Source organism: Mesorhizobium sp. WSM4816 (assembly GCF_055811535.1).
This window is the reverse complement of the sequence record NZ_JBVVQR010000007.1, coordinates 135061-153731: the sequence shown is the minus strand read 5'-3', so window position 1 is coordinate 153731 and position 18671 is coordinate 135061. Positions and strand designations below refer to the sequence as shown.

The following is an 18671-nucleotide window of genomic DNA, read 5'->3' as shown; positions in this document are numbered from 1 at the left end:
TGCTGTCCGGAACGCAGGTCGATCCCGCCCGCGTTCATTCACAGTGGCAATTCTATCAGAGCCTTGATCCGGAGTTCGTGCTGAAGCGGCTAACCGCGTCGCTGACCCCGCCGAAATCGGTTCGGCTTTCGATCGTCGAGGATCGCATCGTTGCCGAGGGTGAGGCTCCCGACACCTGGATAGATCGGGCACGCGTAGCGGCCCGACAGCTTGAGGCAGGCGGACCGGTGTTAGACTTCTCCAAGGTTCGTGATGTGAGCCCCGAAGCACGCGCGGCGGAGCACTGGCAGACTTATGTGTCGCGTCTTGAGGCCCAACCGGGAATCATCGTCGCCCAACAAAGGGCGAGTGGCGGGCATTTCTATATTTCCGGCCTGAGAGACCCGCAGGCCGCCGACCCGCAGGCTCTGCTGTCCGGAACGGAGGTTGATCCAGCTCGCGTTCATTCGCAGTGGCAATTCTATCAGAGCCTTGATCCGAAGTTCGTGGTGAAGCGGCTGATGGCGTCGCTGGTCCCGCCGGATTCAGTACGATTTTCGATCATCAAGGATCGCATCGTTGTCGTGGGCGAGGCTCCTGCCGCCTGGATAGATCGGGCGCGGGTCGCCGCCCAACAACTGGCCGCGGACGGACTCTCTCTAGAAATTTCCGAGCTGCGCGAGGTGACCCCTCAGGAACTCACGCATTTGAGGGAGGCTATTCAAGCGGTCGACATTTTCTTCGATTCTGGCAAGGCTGTACCGGGACCAGAGCAACTGCCAGTTCTCGACCAATTGGCGAATCAATTGAAGGAATTGGCCAAGGACGCCCGCAAGGCAGGCGTAACAGCACAGTTCATGTTGACCGGCCATTCGGACGCCGTGGGCCGTGAGACGGCCAACGCGTCGATCAGCGCCGCCCGCGCCGAGACAGTTCGTGCGCTTCTCAAGAAGCGCGGCGTCGCTCCGGAATCGCTTTTGGTTCGCGGCGCGGGCACTTTTGAGCCGGCGGAGACTGAGATTAGCCGAACCGGGAGTTCCGCCAATCGCAGAGTTTCGGTTACGGTAACCTTCCACTAGGCGGAGCCCACGACATTGCAAAAGAAGATCTGCATGTTGGGCGGGTTCGCTGTCGGAAAGACGAGTCTGGTTCGCAGGTTTGTGCAAAGCATCTTTTCAGAAACCTACTTGACCACCGTGGGAGTGAAAATCGACAAGAAGAGTGTTGTACTGCCGGACAAAACCGTGGATCTGATTTTGTGGGATCTGGCCGGCGAAGACGATATCGGGTCGTTCCGCGTCAGCTATGTGCGGGGCGCGAGCGGGCTCGTGCTTGTCGTCGATGGAACCCGCGCCGCTACTCTTGCCGTGGCGCTCACGCTGCGCGAGCGGGCCGAGGCCGAATTCGGCGCCATGCCGTTCGTATTGCTGTTCAACAAATCCGATCTGGCCGATGGGTGGGCAATATCGGATAGTGAGATTAACGAACTGAGGCAACTTGGATGGCAAATCTATCTGACAAGTGCGCTTTCGGGTGAACATGTTGATGATGCGTTCCGCCAGCTTGCTTCGATGGTCACCGAATAGACCATGCGTGGATTGCCAAGAGAGGTCAGAAGCTGGATTTACGATTTCTTCTCCAACGAGCACTCTGTCGCATATCTGAAAATTGACGCCCAGCTTTGCATAGCTGAGAAGGGCGGCAATGTTGAACATTACGGCCTATCATCACTTTGCCTTGGCAAGCCCGTAGCCGAGCAGCTTGCATTCATGGAAGGCTTGCTGCCTTGCCCGGAGCTTCCATACCATATGGCCATGGTCGAACTGCCCAGCGGGCGTGTCGCGGACCTTCATCTTTTTGCTGGCAATGCCTGCGTATGGCTGCTCTTTCTTGACGCAACTGCCGAACGCGACAACAGGCAGCGGCTTCAACAAAAGGCTTATGAAATGACACTCCTGCAAGAAAGGGAGCGTCAACTCAACGAAAAATTACAGCTGACGAACGAGGCGTTGCGGCAGAGCCAGGAGGGATTGTCGCGTGAATACCAGCGCGCCGAAAGCCTGCTCCTCAACATTCTTCCGGCGTCGATCGCGGAGCGGTTAAAAGCGGACGAACAAATTGCAGACAACCACGCTGACGTGAGTGTGCTTTTTGCCGACATAGTCGGCTTTACGGAAAGAGCGCGGCGCGTCGGCGCCGAGACAACGCTGGCTATTTTAAATTACTTTTTCAAGGCGGCGGATCTGCTCTCGGAACGAGACGGCTGCGAAAAGATCAAGACAATCGGCGATTGTGTGATGGTGGTCGCTGGCCTGCCCGTCGCGCGATCCGATCATGCAGAAGCTCTTGCGCACTATGCACTTGAACTGCGGAAGGCGGTTAAGCACGAACGCTTCGCAGGAGAACCGATAAGACTCAGAATTGGAATTCACTCAGGACCAATCGTCGCGGGCGTCATAGGCAAAAGGCGGTTCGCCTATGACCTTTGGGGCGAGACCGTTAATCTCGCCGCACGTATTCAAACGTCAGCGGAGCCCGATGAAATCCGTATTTCGGATGCAACTCGCAAACTGCTTGGACCAAATTTTGCTTGCGACCCTCTCGCGGAAACGGAATTGCGCGGTACAGGTCGTGTGCGAATGTGGCGGCTCCCGCCCTGATTTGCCGGGCTACTTCACGTCCGATTTAATAAACTGCTGCAGTTCCGGGGTCTTCGGCCTGCCGAAGAGTTCAACCGAAGGCCCCTCTTCCCAGATCTTTCCGTGATGCATGAAAATCGTTGTGGTCGCCACCCGGCGGGCAAAACCCATCTCGTGGGTGACGAGCAGCATGGTCATTCCGTTACGGGCGAGCGTTTCCAGCACGTTCAGCACCTCCTCGGTCAGTTCCGGATCGAGCGCCGACGTCACCTCGTCGAACAGCATCACCTTGGGACGCATGGCGAGCGAGCGGGCGATCGCCACGCGCTGCTGCTGGCCGCCGGAAAGCTGGTCGGGATAGGCGTCGAACTTCTCCGACAGGCCAACCATGCCGAGAACTTCCTCCGCAGTGGTTTTGGCTTCAGCTTTCGACACCAATTTGACGATCCGCGGCGCCAGCATGATGTTTTCGCCCACCGTCAGGTGCGGAAAGAGATTGTAGCTTTGGAAGACGATGCCGACATCGGTGCGCAGCTTGCGCAACTCTTTCGGGTCTCGGCCAACGGCGTGGCCAGCAACTTCGATGCGGCCGGAATTGATCTTTTCCAATCCGTTGATGCAGCGCAGAAGCGTGCTTTTTCCGGAACCGGAACGGCCGATCAACGCAAACACATCGCCCCGATTGACGGACAGCGAGACGCCCTTGAGGACTTCGACAGCTCCGAAGCTCTTGTGGACATTATCAATAAGCACTTCCGGCATGGAGCCTCCTTTCCAGCAGACGCGACAGCTGGGACAATGGATAGCAGACGACAAAGTAGAGAGCCGCGACTGCGAGAAAAACGCGGAACGGCTGGAACGTCGCGTTGTTGATGAGTTGCCCGGCGCGGGCGAGTTCAACGAAGCCGATGATCGAGGTAATCGACGTGTTCTTGACCACCTGCACGGCAAAGCCGACGGTGGAAGGGAGCGCGATGCGTAGGGCCTGAGGCAGGATGACGTAGCGGTATTGCTGGGCTCTCGTCATCGCCAAGGATTCCGACGCCTCCCATTGCTGCTTGGCCACGGCCTGAATGGAGCCGCGCCAGATCTCCGCAAGGTAGCCCGACGCATAGATCGTCATCGAAACGCCGGCTGCGACCAGGGGCGGCATTTGAAAGCCGGCGAGGCTGAGGCCGTAATACGAAAGAAACAGGATCATCAGCACGGGAATGCCCTGGATGACCTGGATGTAGGTGGCGGCGGCAACCCGCACGGCCTTGCGTGTCGAGGTCCGCGCGAGTGCAATGATGAAGCCGATAAAGCCGCCACCGGAAAGCGCAATGACGGTCAAAAGGATCGTCCACTGCAGCGCCGAGACAAGGAAACCGAATTCGCTGAAGCCGAAAGTCCGGAGCGTCATGCCTGCACCTCCGCAAGGGAGGTCGTCGCCTTGCGCGCCACACGGCGCCCGAACAGGCCCCAGCCAACGAGCGCCAGTATCGCGCGCAACGCCAGGGCGAGAGCCAGATAGATCAGCGTCACGACGATATAGACTTCGAACGAACGAAAACTTTGCGATTCGACAAAGGCTGCGGAAGCGGCGAGTTCCTTGGTCGAAATCGCCGAGCAGATGCTTGAAGCAAGCATCATCAGGACGAATTGGCTGCATAGCGCCGGATACACCTTGGCGATTGCCGGCATGATGATGACATGGCGATAGATTTGAAAGGACGTGAACCCGAGCGCTTCACCCGCCTCGATCTGCGACTTGTGGACGGCTTCTATGCCGGCTCGGATAATTTCGGTCGAATAGGCGGCGAGGTTTATCGTCATGCCGATCAGCGCCGCCGTCGTTGCACTAACCCGCAAACCAACGCCGGGTAGCCCGAAATAGATGATGAAAAGCTGAATCAGGAATGGCGTGTTGCGGATGATCTCGACAAACGCATCGACCATGAGCCGCACTGCCCGGCCGTGCATCGAACGCAGCGACGCGAGAACGATGCCGAACGAACTTCCCATCACGATGGAGGCGGCGGACAACATGATCGTCAGCCATATCCCGGCGACAATCTCGTCGGTGTATTGCGCGATAGCGCCGAACTGGAATGTGTAAGACATTCTTGGTCCTCGATCGGAACGTCACCAACGAATTTGCCGGACGCAGATAGTCCGGCAACCTTTCGTGAGATCAGAACAAAGGCAGTTGCGGCATCGCGGTGCCCGTCCACTTCGTCGCGATGGCGTCAAGTTCGCCGGAATTCTTCATCAGATAGATCGCGGTGTTGAGCCACTGGTGCACCTCGAAATCCTGGAGCGTGGTGGCCATGGAGTTGCCTTGCCGGAAAAAGGTGAAGCCGACCTGCAGACCGGCGTCCGGCCGCTGCTGAATGATGGCGTTGGCAACCGTCGAGGGGAGCGCGGTCGCATCGACCTGGCCGGCAAAGAGCGCCTGAGCGGTTGTCGAATCGTCCTCGAACACGACGATCTCGAGCCCCGGCACAGCGACCCGCCGCAATGCGGCTTCCTGCGACGAGCCCCGATTGACGCCAACGCGTTTGCCTTCGAGCTCTGAAAGCTGGGCGAATTTCTGATCTGGGCCGGAGACGATCACCATGTTGAAGGCACTGTAGGGCTGGGTGAACATGACGGTCTTGGCCCGTTCTCCGGTAGGCGCCAGTGTGGCCACCAGGAAATCGACCTTGCCGGTTTGCAGGGCTGGGATTCGCGACGGCGGCGTCAGCGGAACGAGTTCTGCCTTCACTCCAAGATAACCGGCAATGAGGTTGGCGACGTCGACGTCATAACCCGTCGGATTGCCGCTTTCATCGACCATGCCCATCGGAGGCGCGCCGGTCACGACCCCGATTCGGACGCTGCCGCGTGACGTAATCTCTTCCAGAGTGATGGCGCTGGCGGGCGCGTTGGCCATCGCTAGCATTGGGACGGCAAGGCTGATCGCGGCGAATATTGCGCGGATTTTGACAAGTGGTTTCATGGTGTTCTCCTCCGTGAAAGATCCCGAGGCGCCGACTGCGAGGCGCCTATCAAATATGTCCGTGCATCCACCGGCATTGACACGATCGGACAGATGGCTGTGTCTGCTCCTAGAGCTTCGATGTTGGAAAATTGGATCTGCACACTGCTCTTGGCGACTGCACAGGGCGTTCTCCGCGGGTCTTAGCCCGCATTTGCGAGCGTGCCGATCTCATTTCTCCTCCAACCGCCCTATATTGATGTTATCGATAACATAATGTCAAGTGCCCAGCGAGTGTTTCATGGATTGTTAGCCCCAAATGCGCGAAATACAGGAGATTCGCGGCTTGGTTGCGCTAAGGGACATTCGCTTCGGCGACTTCCCGATCTTGGCTCTACCTCGATGCTCGAGTTGTAACATTGTCGAGCAGTCGCAGACGCCCGAGATGGCTGACCGTTCTGCTGCAGTGTCAGCCCAGTTTGGATCCGTTGGCCGTAAGATAGACGGCATAAAGCGAAGTCGTCGCGCAGATGAAGAGTCGGTTGCGGCGAGCTCCACCGAAAGTCACGTTCGCGACGGTCTCGGGAATACGGATCTTGCCGATTAGCGTTCCGTCCGGATCGAAGCAGTGAACCCCATCACCGGCGCTGGTCCAGACGCGGCCTTTCGTGTCGATCCGGAAGCCGTCGAAAAATCCGCTGGCGCATTCGGCAAAGACGTCGCCGCCGCTCAGCCTTCCTTCGTCGCCGACGCGGAACTTCCGGATGTGACGGGGTCCGCGCTCCAGGTGCGTAGCGCCCGTGTCGGCGACATAGAGCAGTTTTTCGTCGGGGGAAAACGCAAGGCCGTTGGGCTTGACGAAGTCGTCGGCGACTCGAGTGACGGCGCCCGTCGCCGCATCGACCCGGTACACATGGCAGCCGCCGATCTCTTCCTCGCCGTAGTCGCCCTCATAGTCGTGCATGATGCCGTAGGGCGGATCCGTGAACCAGATCGCGCCGTCCGACGCAACCACGACGTCGTTCGGCGAGTTGAAGCGCCTGCCTTCGAACCGGTCAGCAACGATCGTGATCGCGCCGTCGAACCCCGTCCTTGTCACCCGTCGCGTCAGGTGCTCGCAGGTGACAAGCCGCCCCTGATTGTCGACTGTGTTTCCGTTGCCGTTATTGCAAGGCTGGCGGAACACCGAGACCGAGCCGTCGGTCTCATCCCAGCGCATCATCCGGTTGTTCGGAATGTCGGACCAGATGAGATAGCGGCCCGGCCCGAACCATGCAGGGCCCTCCAGCCAGCGCCCGCCCGACCAAAGCCGCTCGACGCGTGCGTGCCCGACGAAGCAGGCGGCAAATCGCGGATCGAGCATTTCGAAACCTGTATCCTCAATCTCTCCAAACACTGGGTTAAGTTCTCCTGGTTACTGGAGCGGCAACGGGCACTTGACCGGCGTGCATCGATCTCGTGCGGCAGCGGCGCGACGGCTGTTGCCAGCGCGGCATGATAGCGATAACATACATGTCGTAGCTTGATTTCCAAGGGGGCATGCATGAGGACAGGCGCGCGATGAATCCATGGCACGCTCGGTCGTTAGCGTGCGTCCCGCAACCGGCTTGCGGAGCGCCATGATGCCCAAGGGACTGAACGCCAAATCTCCCGAGAACCAGGTGCCGACGATGCTTGACGTGGCCCGCCGGGCCGGCGTCTCGGCGATGACGGTATCGCGAGCGCTCAAGAAGGACGGCCGCGTCTCGGATGCAACCCGTGAACGGATCCTGGCGGCGGTAAACGAGCTTGGTTATGTGCTCGACCAGTCTGCCGGAAGCCTGTCGTCACGCAAGACCGGGTTTGTGGCCGCGATCATTCCCTCGATCAACAATTCGAATTTTGCCGACACCGCCCGCGGCATCACCGACGAACTGGAGAATACGGGTCTTCAGCTTCTGCTCGGCTACACCGACTACACGGCGGAAAAGGAAGAAAGGCTGATCGAGGCGATGCTTCGCCGACGTCCGGAGGGCATTATCCTGACCGGCGGCACACATACCGATCTGACGCGGCGCATGTTGGAAAGCGCGGGCATTCCGGTGGTTGAAACGTGGGAATTGCCGCCGAAGCCGATCGATCAGGTCGTCGGCTTCTCAAATGAGGAAGCGATGGCGCTGCTCGTCAGGACATTGGCGAAAAAAGGCTACCGGAAATTCGGCTATATCGGCGGTACGACGTCACGGGATACGCGCGGCAGCCAGCGGCGGGCCGGATTCGTCAAGGCGATCGAGGAACTCGGCCTGCCGCCCGGCCGCCTGGTTTCATTCGGCGTGCCTCCAATTTCGATCGAGCAGGGCGGACAGGCGGTCGTCGGCATGCTGGAGCGCTGGCCGGATACCGAGGTCGCGCTGTGCGTCTCGGATTTGTCGGCGTTTGGTGCGGTGATGGAGTGCAAGCGCCGGGGCATCCGGATTCCGCAGGACATCGCGATCGCCGGCTTCGGCGATTTCGAGATTGCAGCTTACTGCCATCCGACACTCACGACGGTGAACGTGGACTGCTACGGCATCGGCAAACAGGCAGCACGCAAGCTGATCCAGTCGATCAAGGGCGAGGACAACGGCTTGTCCCAGGAAATTATCTTGACCAGCTACAAGGTGGTGGAGCGGGAAAGCGCCTAACACTCAACCATTCCGGCGATAGAAGCCGCACCATGGCGATGTTCCGCGAAACCCTAAGTCTGAGCCATGACGGCGCAATGAAGACGCTGAGCGCAGGCATGACGCCAGCAAGCGCAATGGGTGTCCCGCAATGCTTCGTCGTGGTCGACGCCAGCGGCGAGACGATCGCCAACCTGCGCATGGACGGCGCCAGGTATTTGAGCATGCATACCGCGCGGGCAAAGGCGCGCACGGCGGCAGCCATCAACGCCGCGACAGGCGCAATGTCATTCGAGGCAGCGGCGGCAGCCGCATCGCAGGGTGGCGTGAGCTGTCTTCCCAGCGGATTGCCCATCCGCTTCGGCAGCAGGCTTGCGGGCGCGATTGGCGTTGGACAGGCAAGCGGCGAGCAGGACATCGACGCGCGCCGCCCTGGCAGCGATCGGCGCCGCCCTGGCAGCGATCGGCGCCGCTATGCTGTGAGCTGCTCGCTCCGGTAGCGTAGCCCTTCAGAAGGCGATCTGGACCTTCATCGACTTGTTGCGGTCGCCGGCGATCTCGAAGGCTGCGACGGCTTCGTTGAGCGGATAGATCCTTGTAAGCAGCGGTTTCACATCCACCCGGCGGCGGTTGATCAGGTCGACGGCGAGTGCGAACTCATCGTGGAAGCGGAACGTGCCGCGCATCTCGATTTCCTTCGCGACGACGAGATTTTGCGGGATCGCCAAGTCGCCGCCGAGCCCGAGCTGCATCAGCACGCCGCGCGGCCTTAGAACCTCAAGACCGGCGCCAACAGCGCGCTCGTTGCCCGACGCCTCAAACATCACGTCGAAATATCCCTTGTCGGCGTTGTAGGCCGCCAGCTTGTCGGCGTCGTTCGCGACGTTGATCGTGCGATCGGCGCCGATTTCCGTGGCTGTTTTCAAAACGCCGGCCATCACATCGGTTGCGACGATTTCCCGTGCCCCGTGCGCGCGGGCGGCGATGATGCAAAGCGCCCCGATTGGCCCGCAGCCCGTGACGAGAACCCGCTTGCCCAACAGCGAACCCGCCCGGTTGACGGCGTGCAGCGTAACCGCGAACGGCTCGGCGAAGGCCGCCTCGTTGATCGAGACGTGGTCTGCTATCCGGTGGCACTGCGAGGCGTCGGCGACCAGCCGTTGGCGGAATGCTCCCTGGATATGCGGCATAGGCATGGCGCTGCCGTAAAAGCGCATGTTGAGGCATTGGTTCTGCTGGCCCTTAAGGCAATAGCGGCAGGCATTGCACGGCCGGCTCGGCGAGACCGCAACCCGATCGCCTGTCTCGAGGCAGGAAACCCCCTCCCCAACCGCCCTGATCGTGCCAGCGACTTCGTGGCCGAGGATCATCGGTTCGCGCAGCCGGATCGCGCCGAAGCCGCCGTGGTTGTAGTAATGCAGGTCGGAGCCGCAGATGCCGCCGGCCTCAATGGCGATGTCGACCTGTCCAGGTTCGAGCGCGCCGGGGTCGGTTTCTTCGATCCGCAGATCCCTTGCGGCATGAATGACGAGCGACTTCATGGACGCGCCTCCTAAACGACCGGCGTCAGCAGGGCCTGCCCGCTGAAATGGGCGGCGAGATTGTCGCGCACGAGCTTGCCCATCGCCTTTCTTGTTTCGACCGTGCCGCTGGCGTGGTGCGGCTGCAGCACGACATTGCCGAGCTTAAGGAAACGCTCGTCGATCGCCGGCTCGTTCCAGAAGACGTCAAGCCCCGCTCCCTTGATTGTTTTCGATTCCAGGGCTGCGAGCAGCGCCGTTTCGTCGACCGTGCTGCCGCGCGAGATGTTGACGAGAATGCCGTCAGGACCGAGCGCTTCAAGGACGGAGGCGTTGATGATGTTTTTTGTGCTTTCGCCTCCGGCGAGTGTTACGATCAAGAATTCGCTGTCGCGCGCCAAGTCCACGAGGTCGCCGACATAGGCGTAAGGCAGGTCGCCGCGCCTGTTGATGTCGTAGTACGAGATGGCACAATCGAAGGCGGCCGCGCGCCTTGCCACCGCGGCGCCGACCCGGCCCATGCCGACAATGCCGAGCTTTTTGCCGCAGACGCGGGTAACGAGTTGCATATTGCCCTTGGTCCAGCTTCCGTTCCGCACATAGGCATCCGCCTGAGGGATATTGCGCGCCACTGATAGCAGAAGACCGATGCCGATGTCGGCGACGTCTTCGGTAAGCACATCCGGCGTGTTGGTGACCCGGATCCCGTTCGCCCTGGCGTGGCCGAGGTCTATCGCGTCGGTGCCCACTCCGTAGCAGGAGACGATCTCCAGCTTAGGCAGCCTTGCCATGAGCGCGGCGCTCGCGCCCAGTTCGCCGCGGGTTGCGATGGCGCGGATGGCGTCGGCCTTTCCGGCGAGCAGCGCGTCCGTGTCCGTCGCCTCCCAGAGCTTATGCATCCGGTATTTTGCTTCCAGGTCTTCCATGTCCCAGGCGGGGTAAGGGCCTATCATCAGGATGTCGGTCACCGGCAGGTCTCCTCCGAATTTTCACCTTTTCTATTGACTATGTTATCGATAACATCCATGTCAATAGGGTAGAAAGGCGGAGCAAGAAAATCGGATCGCCTGGAATCGTTTTGCCTTGCAGGGAGGTTGGAGTGAGTTCGCTCTTCGATTTGACTGGGCTTCGAGCCCTGGTTACCGGATCGAGCCAAGGCATCGGCCTGGCGCTGGCCGAGGGTCTGGCGCGTCATGGCGCGACGATCGTAGTCAACGGCCGCAACGCCGACAAAGTCGCGGAGGCGGCTCGAATGCTCGCCGCGAAGGGTTTCAAAGCCGATGGCGCGGTGTTCGACGTCACCTCAGCAGAGGCTGCCGCAAAGGGCGCCGCCGACATCGAAGCCAATCTTGGGCCGATCGATATTCTCGTGAACAATGCTGGCATGCAGTATCGCGCGCCGCTCGAGGATTTTCCGGCCGACAAGTGGGATGAACTCCTGCGCACCAACATTTCGAGCGTCTTTTATGTCGGTCAGGCGGTGGCCCGGTACATGATCCCGCGCCAGAAAGGCAAGATCATCAACATCGCCTCTGTGCAGAGCGAATTGGCCCGGACCAACATCGCGCCGTACACCGCCACCAAGGGCGCCGTGCGCAATCTGACGCGCGGCATGTGCGCGGACTGGGCCAAACATGGCCTGCAGATCAACGCGATCGCGCCCGGCTATTTCAAGACCCCGCTCAATCAGGCTCTGGTCGAAAATCCGGAGTTCTCGGCCTGGTTGGCCAACCGCACGCCGGCGGGAAGGTGGGGCAATGTCGACGAACTGGTTGGCGCGGCGGTCTTCCTCGCCGGCCCGGCTTCGTCATTCGTCAACGGTCATACGCTTTATGTCGATGGCGGCATCACGACCTGCCTCTGAGCCGGCCCTCATCGTGGTGATGGGCGTCAGCGGCTGCGGCAAAACCAGCATTGGCGAGGGCATCGCCGCGCGCCTGGGCATCGGATTTGTCGAGGGCGACGCGCTGCATCCCTTCCAGAACGTCGAGAAGATGTCGGCCGGCGTTCCGCTTGACGACGCCGATCGCTGGCCTTGGCTGGACCTTGTCGGCCGGGCGCTGCGTACGGCGCAAGGCGATGGCCTTGTCGTCACCTGCTCGGCACTCAAGAAAGCTTATCGGGATCGCCTTCGCCAGGCGGCCGGAGGCGATCTGGTCTTCGTGTTCCTGGAAGGAACGCACCAATTGCTGCGGCAACGGATCGGCGAGCGGCGCGGCCACTTCATGCCGGCCTCGCTGCTGGACAGCCAATTCGCGACGCTGGAAGATCCCACGGCCGAGCAGGGCGTGGTCACGGTCAACATCGCCGCGACGGTGGACGCGATCATAGACGCCGCGTGTGCATTGCTGGTGGAGATGGGGATCGGGGTGCAGGTTCAGCAAATGAAGGGAACGTGAGATATGTCGCAAGCCCCAGCAAAAATCGCCGTCATCGGCGCCGGCATCATGGGCTCGGCGATCGCGTCCCGGCTTCTCGAGGAGGGGCAGGCGGTGACGGTGTTCGATCTCGACAGCGCCAAGGTATCCGCTCTTGCCGGTAAAGGTGCAGCATCCGCCGCCTCCGCTGCCGCCGCGACGCAGGCAAGCGATTTCGTCATCCTCAGCCTCAACCACGCCAACATAGTGCGTGCCGCGGTCTTCGGGGCCGAGGGCGTCGCTGAAGCAGCCGGACCCGGGAAGATCGTCATCGATATGTCGTCCATCGATCCGGTCGATACCGCGCAATTGTCGAAAAAACTTGCTGACGAAACCGGCATGAAGTGGGTGGACTGTCCGCTTTCGGGCGGTGCACCCGGCGCGCTTGCGGGCCGCCTGACGGTTATGGCCGGCGGCGACAAGGCCGATTTCGAGCGCGCCCGGACCGTCATGCAGCATCTTTGCGCGAACTACACGCTGATGGGCCCGAGCGGCGCCGGCCAGACGACCAAGCTGATCAACCAACTCTTTTGCGCCGTGCTGTTCCAGGCGGTCGCGGAAGCCGTGAAACTGGCCGAAGCCGGAGGCGTCGATGCAGCACTAATTCCCGCAGCGCTCGCCGGCGGTCGCGCCGATTCCAACATTATGCAGGAGTTCATGAAGAAATTCGCCGCGCGCGATTTTTCGCCGACCGGCCGGATCGACAACATGCTGAAGGATCTCGATTCCCTCCAGGCGTTCGCGCTCAAGACGAAGACTCCGCTGCCGATGACTGGGCAGGTCGTCGAAATTCATCGCCTGCTTTGCGCGGCCGGTCTCGGAGCCCGCGATTCCGCCGAAATGATGCGCCTGCTCGATGGCATGCGCCAGGCCTGACGCATGATTTACGCGGGCGGCGCTTGACTATCCGGGCATGTTATCGATAACATATCCTTATTGGCTTTGGGAGGAGCGTGCGTGTTCGAGAACAAGCTGGTCGAGTTTCAGTCGATTACCAAGGAGTTCGGCGGCACGCGCGCGCTTTCCGACGTATCGCTCGATCTGCATGATGGCGAAATTCTCGCCCTGCTGGGAGAGAACGGCGCCGGCAAATCGACGCTCATCAAGACGCTCGCCGGCATCCACCGGCCGGATGGCGGATGCATCCTGTTTCGCGGCGAGCCGTATCAGCATCGGCCCCCGCGTCCCAACCAGCGCCAGCAGGTCGCCTTCATCCACCAGGACCTGGGCCTGATCGAATGGATGTCCGTCGGCGAGAATGTCGGGCTGGCTCAGGGGTTTTCGCTCCGCTCGGGCCTTATCGACTGGCGCACGACGGAAGAGCGGGCCCAGGCCGCGCTCAGGCTCGTTGGCTGTGATTTCGATCCGACGACGCGGGTCCAGGACCTCACCCGGACGGAAAAGTCGCTCGTCGCGATCGCCCGAGCGCTAGCAACCGAAGCCGATGTGCTCGTGCTCGACGAACCGACGGCGAGCCTTCCCGCCGACGAGGTTGATCGATTGTTCGACGCGCTTCGTCCCCTGAAGCAGCGCGGCGTCGGCATGATCTATGTTTCGCACCGACTCGACGAGATTTTCCGCATCGCAGACAGGGTAGCCGTGCTGCGGGACGGGAAGCTGGTCGGCCAGAAGAAGGTAGCGGACACAAAGCCGGACGAATTGGTGGAAATGATCGTCGGGCGACCGGCGAGCCAGATCTTTGCCAAGGCGGCCACCAAGGCGGGCGCGACGATCTGTACGGTGCGCGACCTGGTTTGCGCGGGAGCCGGGCCGGTTTCCTTCGACGTCCGCCGGGGTGAACTGCTCGGCCTTGTCGGGCTGCGCGGCGCCGGGCAGGAACTCATCGGGCGGACGCTCTTCGGCTGCACAACTTTTGCGGGCGAGATTTCCATCGACGGCAAAACGCCTGATCTCTCCAGTCCCATTGCGGCGATGCAAGCCGGAGTCGGTCTCATCGCCCGCGATCGCACCGAGGAGTCGATCGCGGCTGCACTCTCAATCCGCGAAAACATTTTTATCAATCCGGGCGCGGCCAGGCGCAGCCTGTTTTCCTTTCTCGCGGGCCACAAGGAGGCGGCACTTGCTCGGGCGATCGGCGACACGGTCGGCCTCAGGCCCAACGATCCGGACCTGCCGATCGAGGCGCTGTCCGGCGGCAACCAGCAGAAAGTCGTCGTCGGCCGGTGGCTTCATACCGGCCGCAAGCTGCTCATCGCCGAAGACCCGACCGCCGGCGTCGATGTTGGCGCGAAGGCCGAGATTTACCGGCTGATCGGGCGGGCGCTCGAAGCCGGATTGGGCGTCGTCGTTGTTTCGACCGACTTCGAGGAGATCGCCCATATCTGCCACAGGGCGCTGGTCTTTTCCCGCGGGCAGATCGTTCGCGAGCTCGCCGGCGATGAACTCACGACATCCGCCGTAATCACCGCCGCATCGGCATCCGAAGCCGCCTGACCGACCCGGAGCAAGACCATGCAATCCATCGAATCCACCGCTCTAGAGCCGACACGGGGCGAAATGACCGGCCTGCCGGCGCGGCAGAAACTCATCAGGCTCCTCCCGGTCTACGGGCTCGTCATCCTCACACTCATGCTGATCGTGCTGTTCTCAATCCTGCTGCCGAATACGTTCCCGACACTGCTCAATTTACGCTCGATCGTTTCCGACAAGGCGATCATCGCACTGCTGTCGCTGGCCGCCATGATCCCGATGGCTTTGGGCCGCATCGACCTGACCGTCGGCTACGGAATAGTGTTGTGGCACATCCTCGCTATCAGCCTGCAGACCATGCTGGGCATCCCCTGGCCCCTCGCCGTGATGATCGTCCTGTTTCTCGGCGCCGGTACGGGCTTCCTGAACGGGCTCCTCGTGGAAGTCGCCCGGATCGATTCCTTCATCGCCACGCTCGGCACGGGGACCGTGCTCTATGCGCTTGCCCTTTGGCACACCGGCGGGCGGCAGGTGGTCGGTGTCTTGCCCGACGGGTTCTATGCGCTCAACGGCACCATGCTGTTCGGACTGCCGATCACCGGCTTCTATGTGCTGGCGATCGCCGTCACGTTGTGGATCGTGCTGGAATATTTGCCGATCGGCCGCTACGTGTATGCGATCGGCGCCAATCCTAAGGCGGCTGCCCTCAACGGCATTCCTGTCCGGCGCTTCGTCATCGGGGCTTTCGTCTCGTCAGGGTTTCTCACCGCACTGACGGGCGTTCTGCTTGCTTCCAAGCTGCGCATCGGCCAGGCGAGCGTCGGCCTTGAATATCTGCTGCCGGCGCTTGTCGGTGCATTCCTCGGCTCGACCACCATCAAACCCGGCCGGGTCAATGTTTGGGGCACGATGATCGGCGTCGCCATCCTCGCCGTCGGAATTTCCGGAATCCAGCAATTCGGCGGCTCGTTCTTCGTTGAGCCTCTATTCAACGGCGTGACGCTTCTCGTCGCGATCGGCATTGCCGGATACGCGCAGCGCAAACGGGGCGCCGCGGCAAAACTGCCGCGGAAGCCAAATCCGTCCGGAAGCTAATAGTCCGGACAGTCGATCAGGATCTCAAAAGCAGGGAGGTAGGTTATGCAGCGCAGGAATTTCTTGAAATCATCGGTGGCAATGCTGTCGGCCGCCATCGTGGCCCCGGCAATGTTTGCCGACCAGGCGCGGGCCGATGCGATGGCCGACGCCATGGCGATCGTCGAAAAATATGCCCAGAAAGTTACGGCCTGGGATGGCCCGACCTCCGGTCCGAGGGCCCAGGAAGGCAAGACAATCGTCGTCCTTGCCGGCGACCTGAAAAATGGCGGCATCCTTGGGGTGACGACCGGCGTCGAGGAAGCGGCCGAGGCGATCGGCTGGGAGGTCAAGGTAATCGACGGCGCCGGATCGATCGGAGGCCGCACCGCCGCCTTCGGCCAGGCCATGGCGCTGCAGCCAAGCGGCATCATCATCAACGGCTTCGACGCGGTCGAACAGGCACCGGCGATCGAGCAGGCCAAGGCCGCGGGCATTCCGATGGTTGCCTGGCATGCCGGCCCGACGATCGGCCCGGACGACAAGATCGGGCTCTTTGCCAATGTCTCCACCGACGCCATGCAGGTTTCAGCCGCGGCCGCGAACTGGGCCTACGCAGACGCCAAAGGAAAACCCGGAGTCGTGATCTTCACCGATTCCACCTATGCAATAGCCATCGCCAAGGCCGATCGGATGAAGGAAGAAATCGAGAAGCTCGGCGGAACCGTGCTCGAATATGTCGATACGCCTATCGCCGAAACGTCGCAGCGCATGCCGCAGCTGACGACCTCACTGCTGCAGAAGTACGGCGACAGCTGGACGCATTCGCTGGCCATCAACGATCTCTATTTCGACTTCATGGGTCCCTCGCTCGCGGCAGCCGGCAAGACGGGTACCGACGCGCCGATCAATGCCGCCGCCGGCGACGGCTCGGAATCGGCCTATCAACGCATCCGCGCCGGCCAGTTCCAGAAAGTAACGGTGGCCGAACCGCTCAACCTGCAGGGCTGGCAACTGGTCGACGAGCTGAACCGCGCGATCGCCGGTGTAAAATGGTCCGGCTACCTTTCGCCGATCCATGTCGTGACAGCAGACAACGTCGAATTCGACGGCGGGCCGAAGAACAGCTTCGACCCCGACAATGGCTATCGCGACGAATACAAGAAAATGTGGGGCAAGATGTAGGCGCAGGTCGTAGCGGGCGCATCGGGAAGATGCGCCTGCTACGACTCACCCGGCCACAGCAGCCCACCTCAACCGATCCGGCGGTCGCGCGGCCTCGCGGCCGCCCCGGGAAATGTTGCAGGCCGAAACACCGGAGAAACCATGATTATCCGATACGCGCTCTTCGAAGGCGAAATCCATAGCGGCAGGGAGGCTGAGTTCCGCCAGTTCGTGAAAGACCGGCTTGTCCCGCTCTGGACGCAGTTTCCCGGAGCCGAGGAAATCCGCATCCTCGACGGTACTATCCGCGACGAAGGCGCCCCGGCCTACGCAATGGCGCTGGCCATCCGCTATCCGGATATGGCGGCCTGCGAATTGGCGCTTCAGTCCCCCATCCGGTCCGAAAGCCGCCAAGTTACCGGAGAGCTGCTGAATATGTTCACCGGACGCGTTCACCACCACGTGTTCGACGCGAGCGAATACGTGCCGACACGTGCACCTGAAGAATGAGCGGGCGGTAAGCAGAGATCGGTCTGATCAGCTTGGCGTCATGGGAGGCCACCTTACGCTCGACATCGCACACGGGGGTTTTTCCGCAGCGGTTTTGAATCGTTTTTTGTCGATGTGTGGCAAACCAAGCTGGTGAGGCGGCCGCACGCCGCCGCGGACTAGGTCTAAATCGGCGACCCTGTCCGCCTCACGCGCTGCATCGGCACGGCTCAGCGCGATGAGGATACGCCTATATCCGCCACGCGCCACCATCTGGATGTTGCGCTCGGAACAGGCCGCACAGGGAGTGGTGACATAGCTGACATTGCGGCTCGGCAAGGCGCAGCAATCTTGCTAAGATCGGCGGTGGGAGGAGACGGGCATGCTGCCGATAGGCCATCCTGGCGTAGCCAAGACGACAGCCGACGCATCGCTTCCACTCGCCTATTCCACCGCGACGCTCTGCTGGCTCCTGTCCGCCGGCGTCTACATCGCAGCCAAGTGGGTCGCCCCCGAGATGCCGCCTTGGGCGCTCTGCTTCTGGCGGCTGGCGCTCGCCTGCGCGATCCTGCTGCCTATCGTCCATCATCATCACGGGGCGATGCTCGCACTGATCCAGTCCCGGGCGATCGAGGTGCTGGCCATCGGCGCCATCGGGCTGACCCTCTGTCAGGGCATGATCTACACGGGCCTCAATTACACCGACGCGACGACCGCCGGCATCATCATGGCGCTGTCGCCGATCATGACCATGGTGCTTGCCCGCTTCGTGCTCGGCGAGCCCCTCGGCGTCTGGAAGGCGCTTGGCGCGCTGCTCGCTCTGGTCGGGATGGTGGTGATCGTGGCGCGCGGCGACCTTACCGCGCTGATGCGGCTCCAGTTCAATCCCGGCGAGTTGTGGATTGTCGGCAGCGCGTTTTGCTGGGGCCTCTACACCGTGCTGCTGCGTCGCGCCAAATTCGTTATCGAACTGCTGCCGACGGTGGTCCTGCTGCTGGGGGCCGGCGCGCTGGCCGCACTGCCCCTCTACCTCTGGGAGCTGTTTTCCGGCGAGCGTTCGGCGCTGCATGCGAACGGCCTTCTGGCACTCGCCTATGTCGCTGGCCCGGGCGGCGCGCTGATGTATTACCTCTACAACCGCAGCGTCGAGACGCTTGGCGCCGGGCGCGCCAGCATGCTGCTCTATCTGCAGACTGTCTTTGTCGCCGTGCTCGCTTATCTTTTCCTAGGCGAAAGCTTGCACGACTACGACCTCGCCGGCGCCGCCTTTATCGTCGCCGGCCTGCTGCTCGCCACCGCGATCAAGCCGAGGCAGCGCACGGCTCATGTCGCGTAGGGATACCTCTCCCGCTACGCCT

Annotated in this window: 20 protein-coding genes; 13 read left to right on the top strand and 7 right to left on the bottom strand. The window is 61.5% G+C overall.

What is annotated here, in order from left to right; all coding sequences use genetic code 11:
- The 3 genes from AC0L3H_RS11350 to AC0L3H_RS11340 form a co-directional block, all read left to right on the top strand.
- Positions 1–1058, top strand: a 1058-nt coding sequence (locus AC0L3H_RS11350; RefSeq protein WP_473585504.1) for an OmpA family protein, incomplete at its 5' end; no start/stop codon positions are given.
- Positions 1059–1073: 15 nt separating this feature from the next.
- Positions 1074–1565, top strand: coding sequence for a Rab family GTPase (locus AC0L3H_RS11345; RefSeq protein WP_473585503.1), 492 nt, complete (start codon positions 1074–1076; stop codon positions 1563–1565).
- Positions 1566–1568: 3 nt separating this feature from the next.
- Positions 1569–2639, top strand: a complete 1071-nt coding sequence (locus AC0L3H_RS11340) for an adenylate/guanylate cyclase domain-containing protein (protein ID WP_473585502.1) — start codon at positions 1569–1571, stop codon at positions 2637–2639.
- 9 nt (positions 2640–2648) lie between these two features.
- On the opposite strand, the gene AC0L3H_RS11335 is transcribed toward AC0L3H_RS11340, so the two are convergent.
- From AC0L3H_RS11335 to AC0L3H_RS11315, 5 genes are all read right to left on the bottom strand, one after another.
- Positions 2649–3380 (bottom strand): amino acid ABC transporter ATP-binding protein, encoded by a 732-nt coding sequence (locus tag AC0L3H_RS11335; RefSeq protein WP_077380278.1) that lies wholly within the window; start codon positions 3378–3380, stop codon positions 2649–2651.
- Complete coding sequence (locus AC0L3H_RS11330; protein WP_473524982.1) at positions 3361–4020, bottom strand: amino acid ABC transporter permease; 660 nt, start codon at positions 4018–4020, stop codon at positions 3361–3363. Before AC0L3H_RS11330 ends, AC0L3H_RS11335 begins: the two co-directional genes overlap by 20 nt.
- Positions 4017–4721 carry an amino acid ABC transporter permease gene (locus AC0L3H_RS11325; protein WP_473585501.1) on the bottom strand — a complete coding sequence of 235 codons (705 nt, stop codon included), beginning with the start codon at positions 4719–4721 and terminating at the stop codon, positions 4017–4019. Before AC0L3H_RS11325 ends, AC0L3H_RS11330 begins: the two co-directional genes overlap by 4 nt.
- A gap of 70 nt (positions 4722–4791) precedes the next feature.
- Positions 4792–5598, bottom strand: a complete 807-nt coding sequence (locus tag AC0L3H_RS11320; RefSeq protein WP_473491014.1) for a transporter substrate-binding domain-containing protein — start codon at positions 5596–5598, stop codon at positions 4792–4794.
- A gap of 448 nt (positions 5599–6046) precedes the next feature.
- Positions 6047–6973, bottom strand: coding sequence for an SMP-30/gluconolactonase/LRE family protein (locus tag AC0L3H_RS11315; protein WP_473585500.1), 927 nt, complete (start codon positions 6971–6973; stop codon positions 6047–6049).
- 226 nt (positions 6974–7199) lie between these two features.
- On the opposite strand from AC0L3H_RS11315, the gene AC0L3H_RS11310 reads away from it, so the two are divergent.
- Both AC0L3H_RS11310 and AC0L3H_RS11305 read left to right on the top strand, forming a co-directional pair.
- A complete protein-coding gene (locus AC0L3H_RS11310; protein WP_473585499.1) occupies positions 7200–8240 on the top strand; it encodes a LacI family DNA-binding transcriptional regulator in 1041 nt (346 codons plus the stop codon).
- 32 nt (positions 8241–8272) lie between these two features.
- Positions 8273–8719, top strand: coding sequence for a heme-binding protein (locus AC0L3H_RS11305; RefSeq protein WP_473585498.1), 447 nt, complete (start codon positions 8273–8275; stop codon positions 8717–8719).
- Positions 8720–8728: 9 nt separating this feature from the next.
- Here the strand turns inward: AC0L3H_RS11305 and AC0L3H_RS11300 are convergent, their stop codons facing one another.
- On the bottom strand, positions 8729–9760 hold the full coding sequence (locus AC0L3H_RS11300; protein ID WP_473585497.1) for an L-idonate 5-dehydrogenase: 1032 nt from the start codon (positions 9758–9760) through the stop codon (positions 8729–8731).
- A gap of 11 nt (positions 9761–9771) precedes the next feature.
- Positions 9772–10713, bottom strand: coding sequence for a 2-hydroxyacid dehydrogenase (locus AC0L3H_RS11295; protein ID WP_473585546.1), 942 nt, complete (start codon positions 10711–10713; stop codon positions 9772–9774).
- 125 nt (positions 10714–10838) lie between these two features.
- On the opposite strand from AC0L3H_RS11295, the gene AC0L3H_RS11290 reads away from it, so the two are divergent.
- The 8 genes from AC0L3H_RS11290 (at position 10839) to AC0L3H_RS11255 (ending at position 18649) form a co-directional block, all read left to right on the top strand.
- Positions 10839–11603 carry an SDR family oxidoreductase gene (locus AC0L3H_RS11290; protein ID WP_473585496.1) on the top strand — a complete coding sequence of 255 codons (765 nt, stop codon included), beginning with the start codon at positions 10839–10841 and terminating at the stop codon, positions 11601–11603.
- Positions 11572–12138, top strand: a complete 567-nt coding sequence (locus tag AC0L3H_RS11285; RefSeq protein WP_473585495.1) for a gluconokinase — start codon at positions 11572–11574, stop codon at positions 12136–12138. The genes AC0L3H_RS11290 and AC0L3H_RS11285 overlap by 32 nt, the downstream gene beginning before the upstream one ends.
- Before the next feature lie 3 nt (positions 12139–12141).
- Positions 12142–13032: an NAD(P)-dependent oxidoreductase gene (locus tag AC0L3H_RS11280; protein ID WP_473585494.1), complete on the top strand. Its 891-nt coding sequence runs from the start codon at positions 12142–12144 to the stop codon at positions 13030–13032.
- 81 nt (positions 13033–13113) lie between these two features.
- Positions 13114–14610 (top strand): sugar ABC transporter ATP-binding protein, encoded by a 1497-nt coding sequence (locus AC0L3H_RS11275; protein WP_473585493.1) that lies wholly within the window; start codon positions 13114–13116, stop codon positions 14608–14610.
- A gap of 18 nt (positions 14611–14628) precedes the next feature.
- Complete coding sequence (locus AC0L3H_RS11270) at positions 14629–15681, top strand: ABC transporter permease (RefSeq protein WP_473585492.1); 1053 nt, start codon at positions 14629–14631, stop codon at positions 15679–15681.
- A 45-nt stretch (positions 15682–15726) separates the two neighbouring features.
- Positions 15727–16845 (top strand): ABC transporter substrate-binding protein, encoded by a 1119-nt coding sequence (locus tag AC0L3H_RS11265; protein ID WP_473585491.1) that lies wholly within the window; start codon positions 15727–15729, stop codon positions 16843–16845.
- Positions 16846–16986: 141 nt separating this feature from the next.
- Positions 16987–17334 (top strand): hypothetical protein, encoded by a 348-nt coding sequence (locus tag AC0L3H_RS11260; protein ID WP_473585490.1) that lies wholly within the window; start codon positions 16987–16989, stop codon positions 17332–17334.
- A 361-nt stretch (positions 17335–17695) separates the two neighbouring features.
- Positions 17696–18649 carry a DMT family transporter gene (locus tag AC0L3H_RS11255; RefSeq protein ID WP_473585489.1) on the top strand — a complete coding sequence of 318 codons (954 nt, stop codon included), beginning with the start codon at positions 17696–17698 and terminating at the stop codon, positions 18647–18649.
- The last annotated feature ends 22 nt before the right edge of the window (positions 18650–18671 follow it).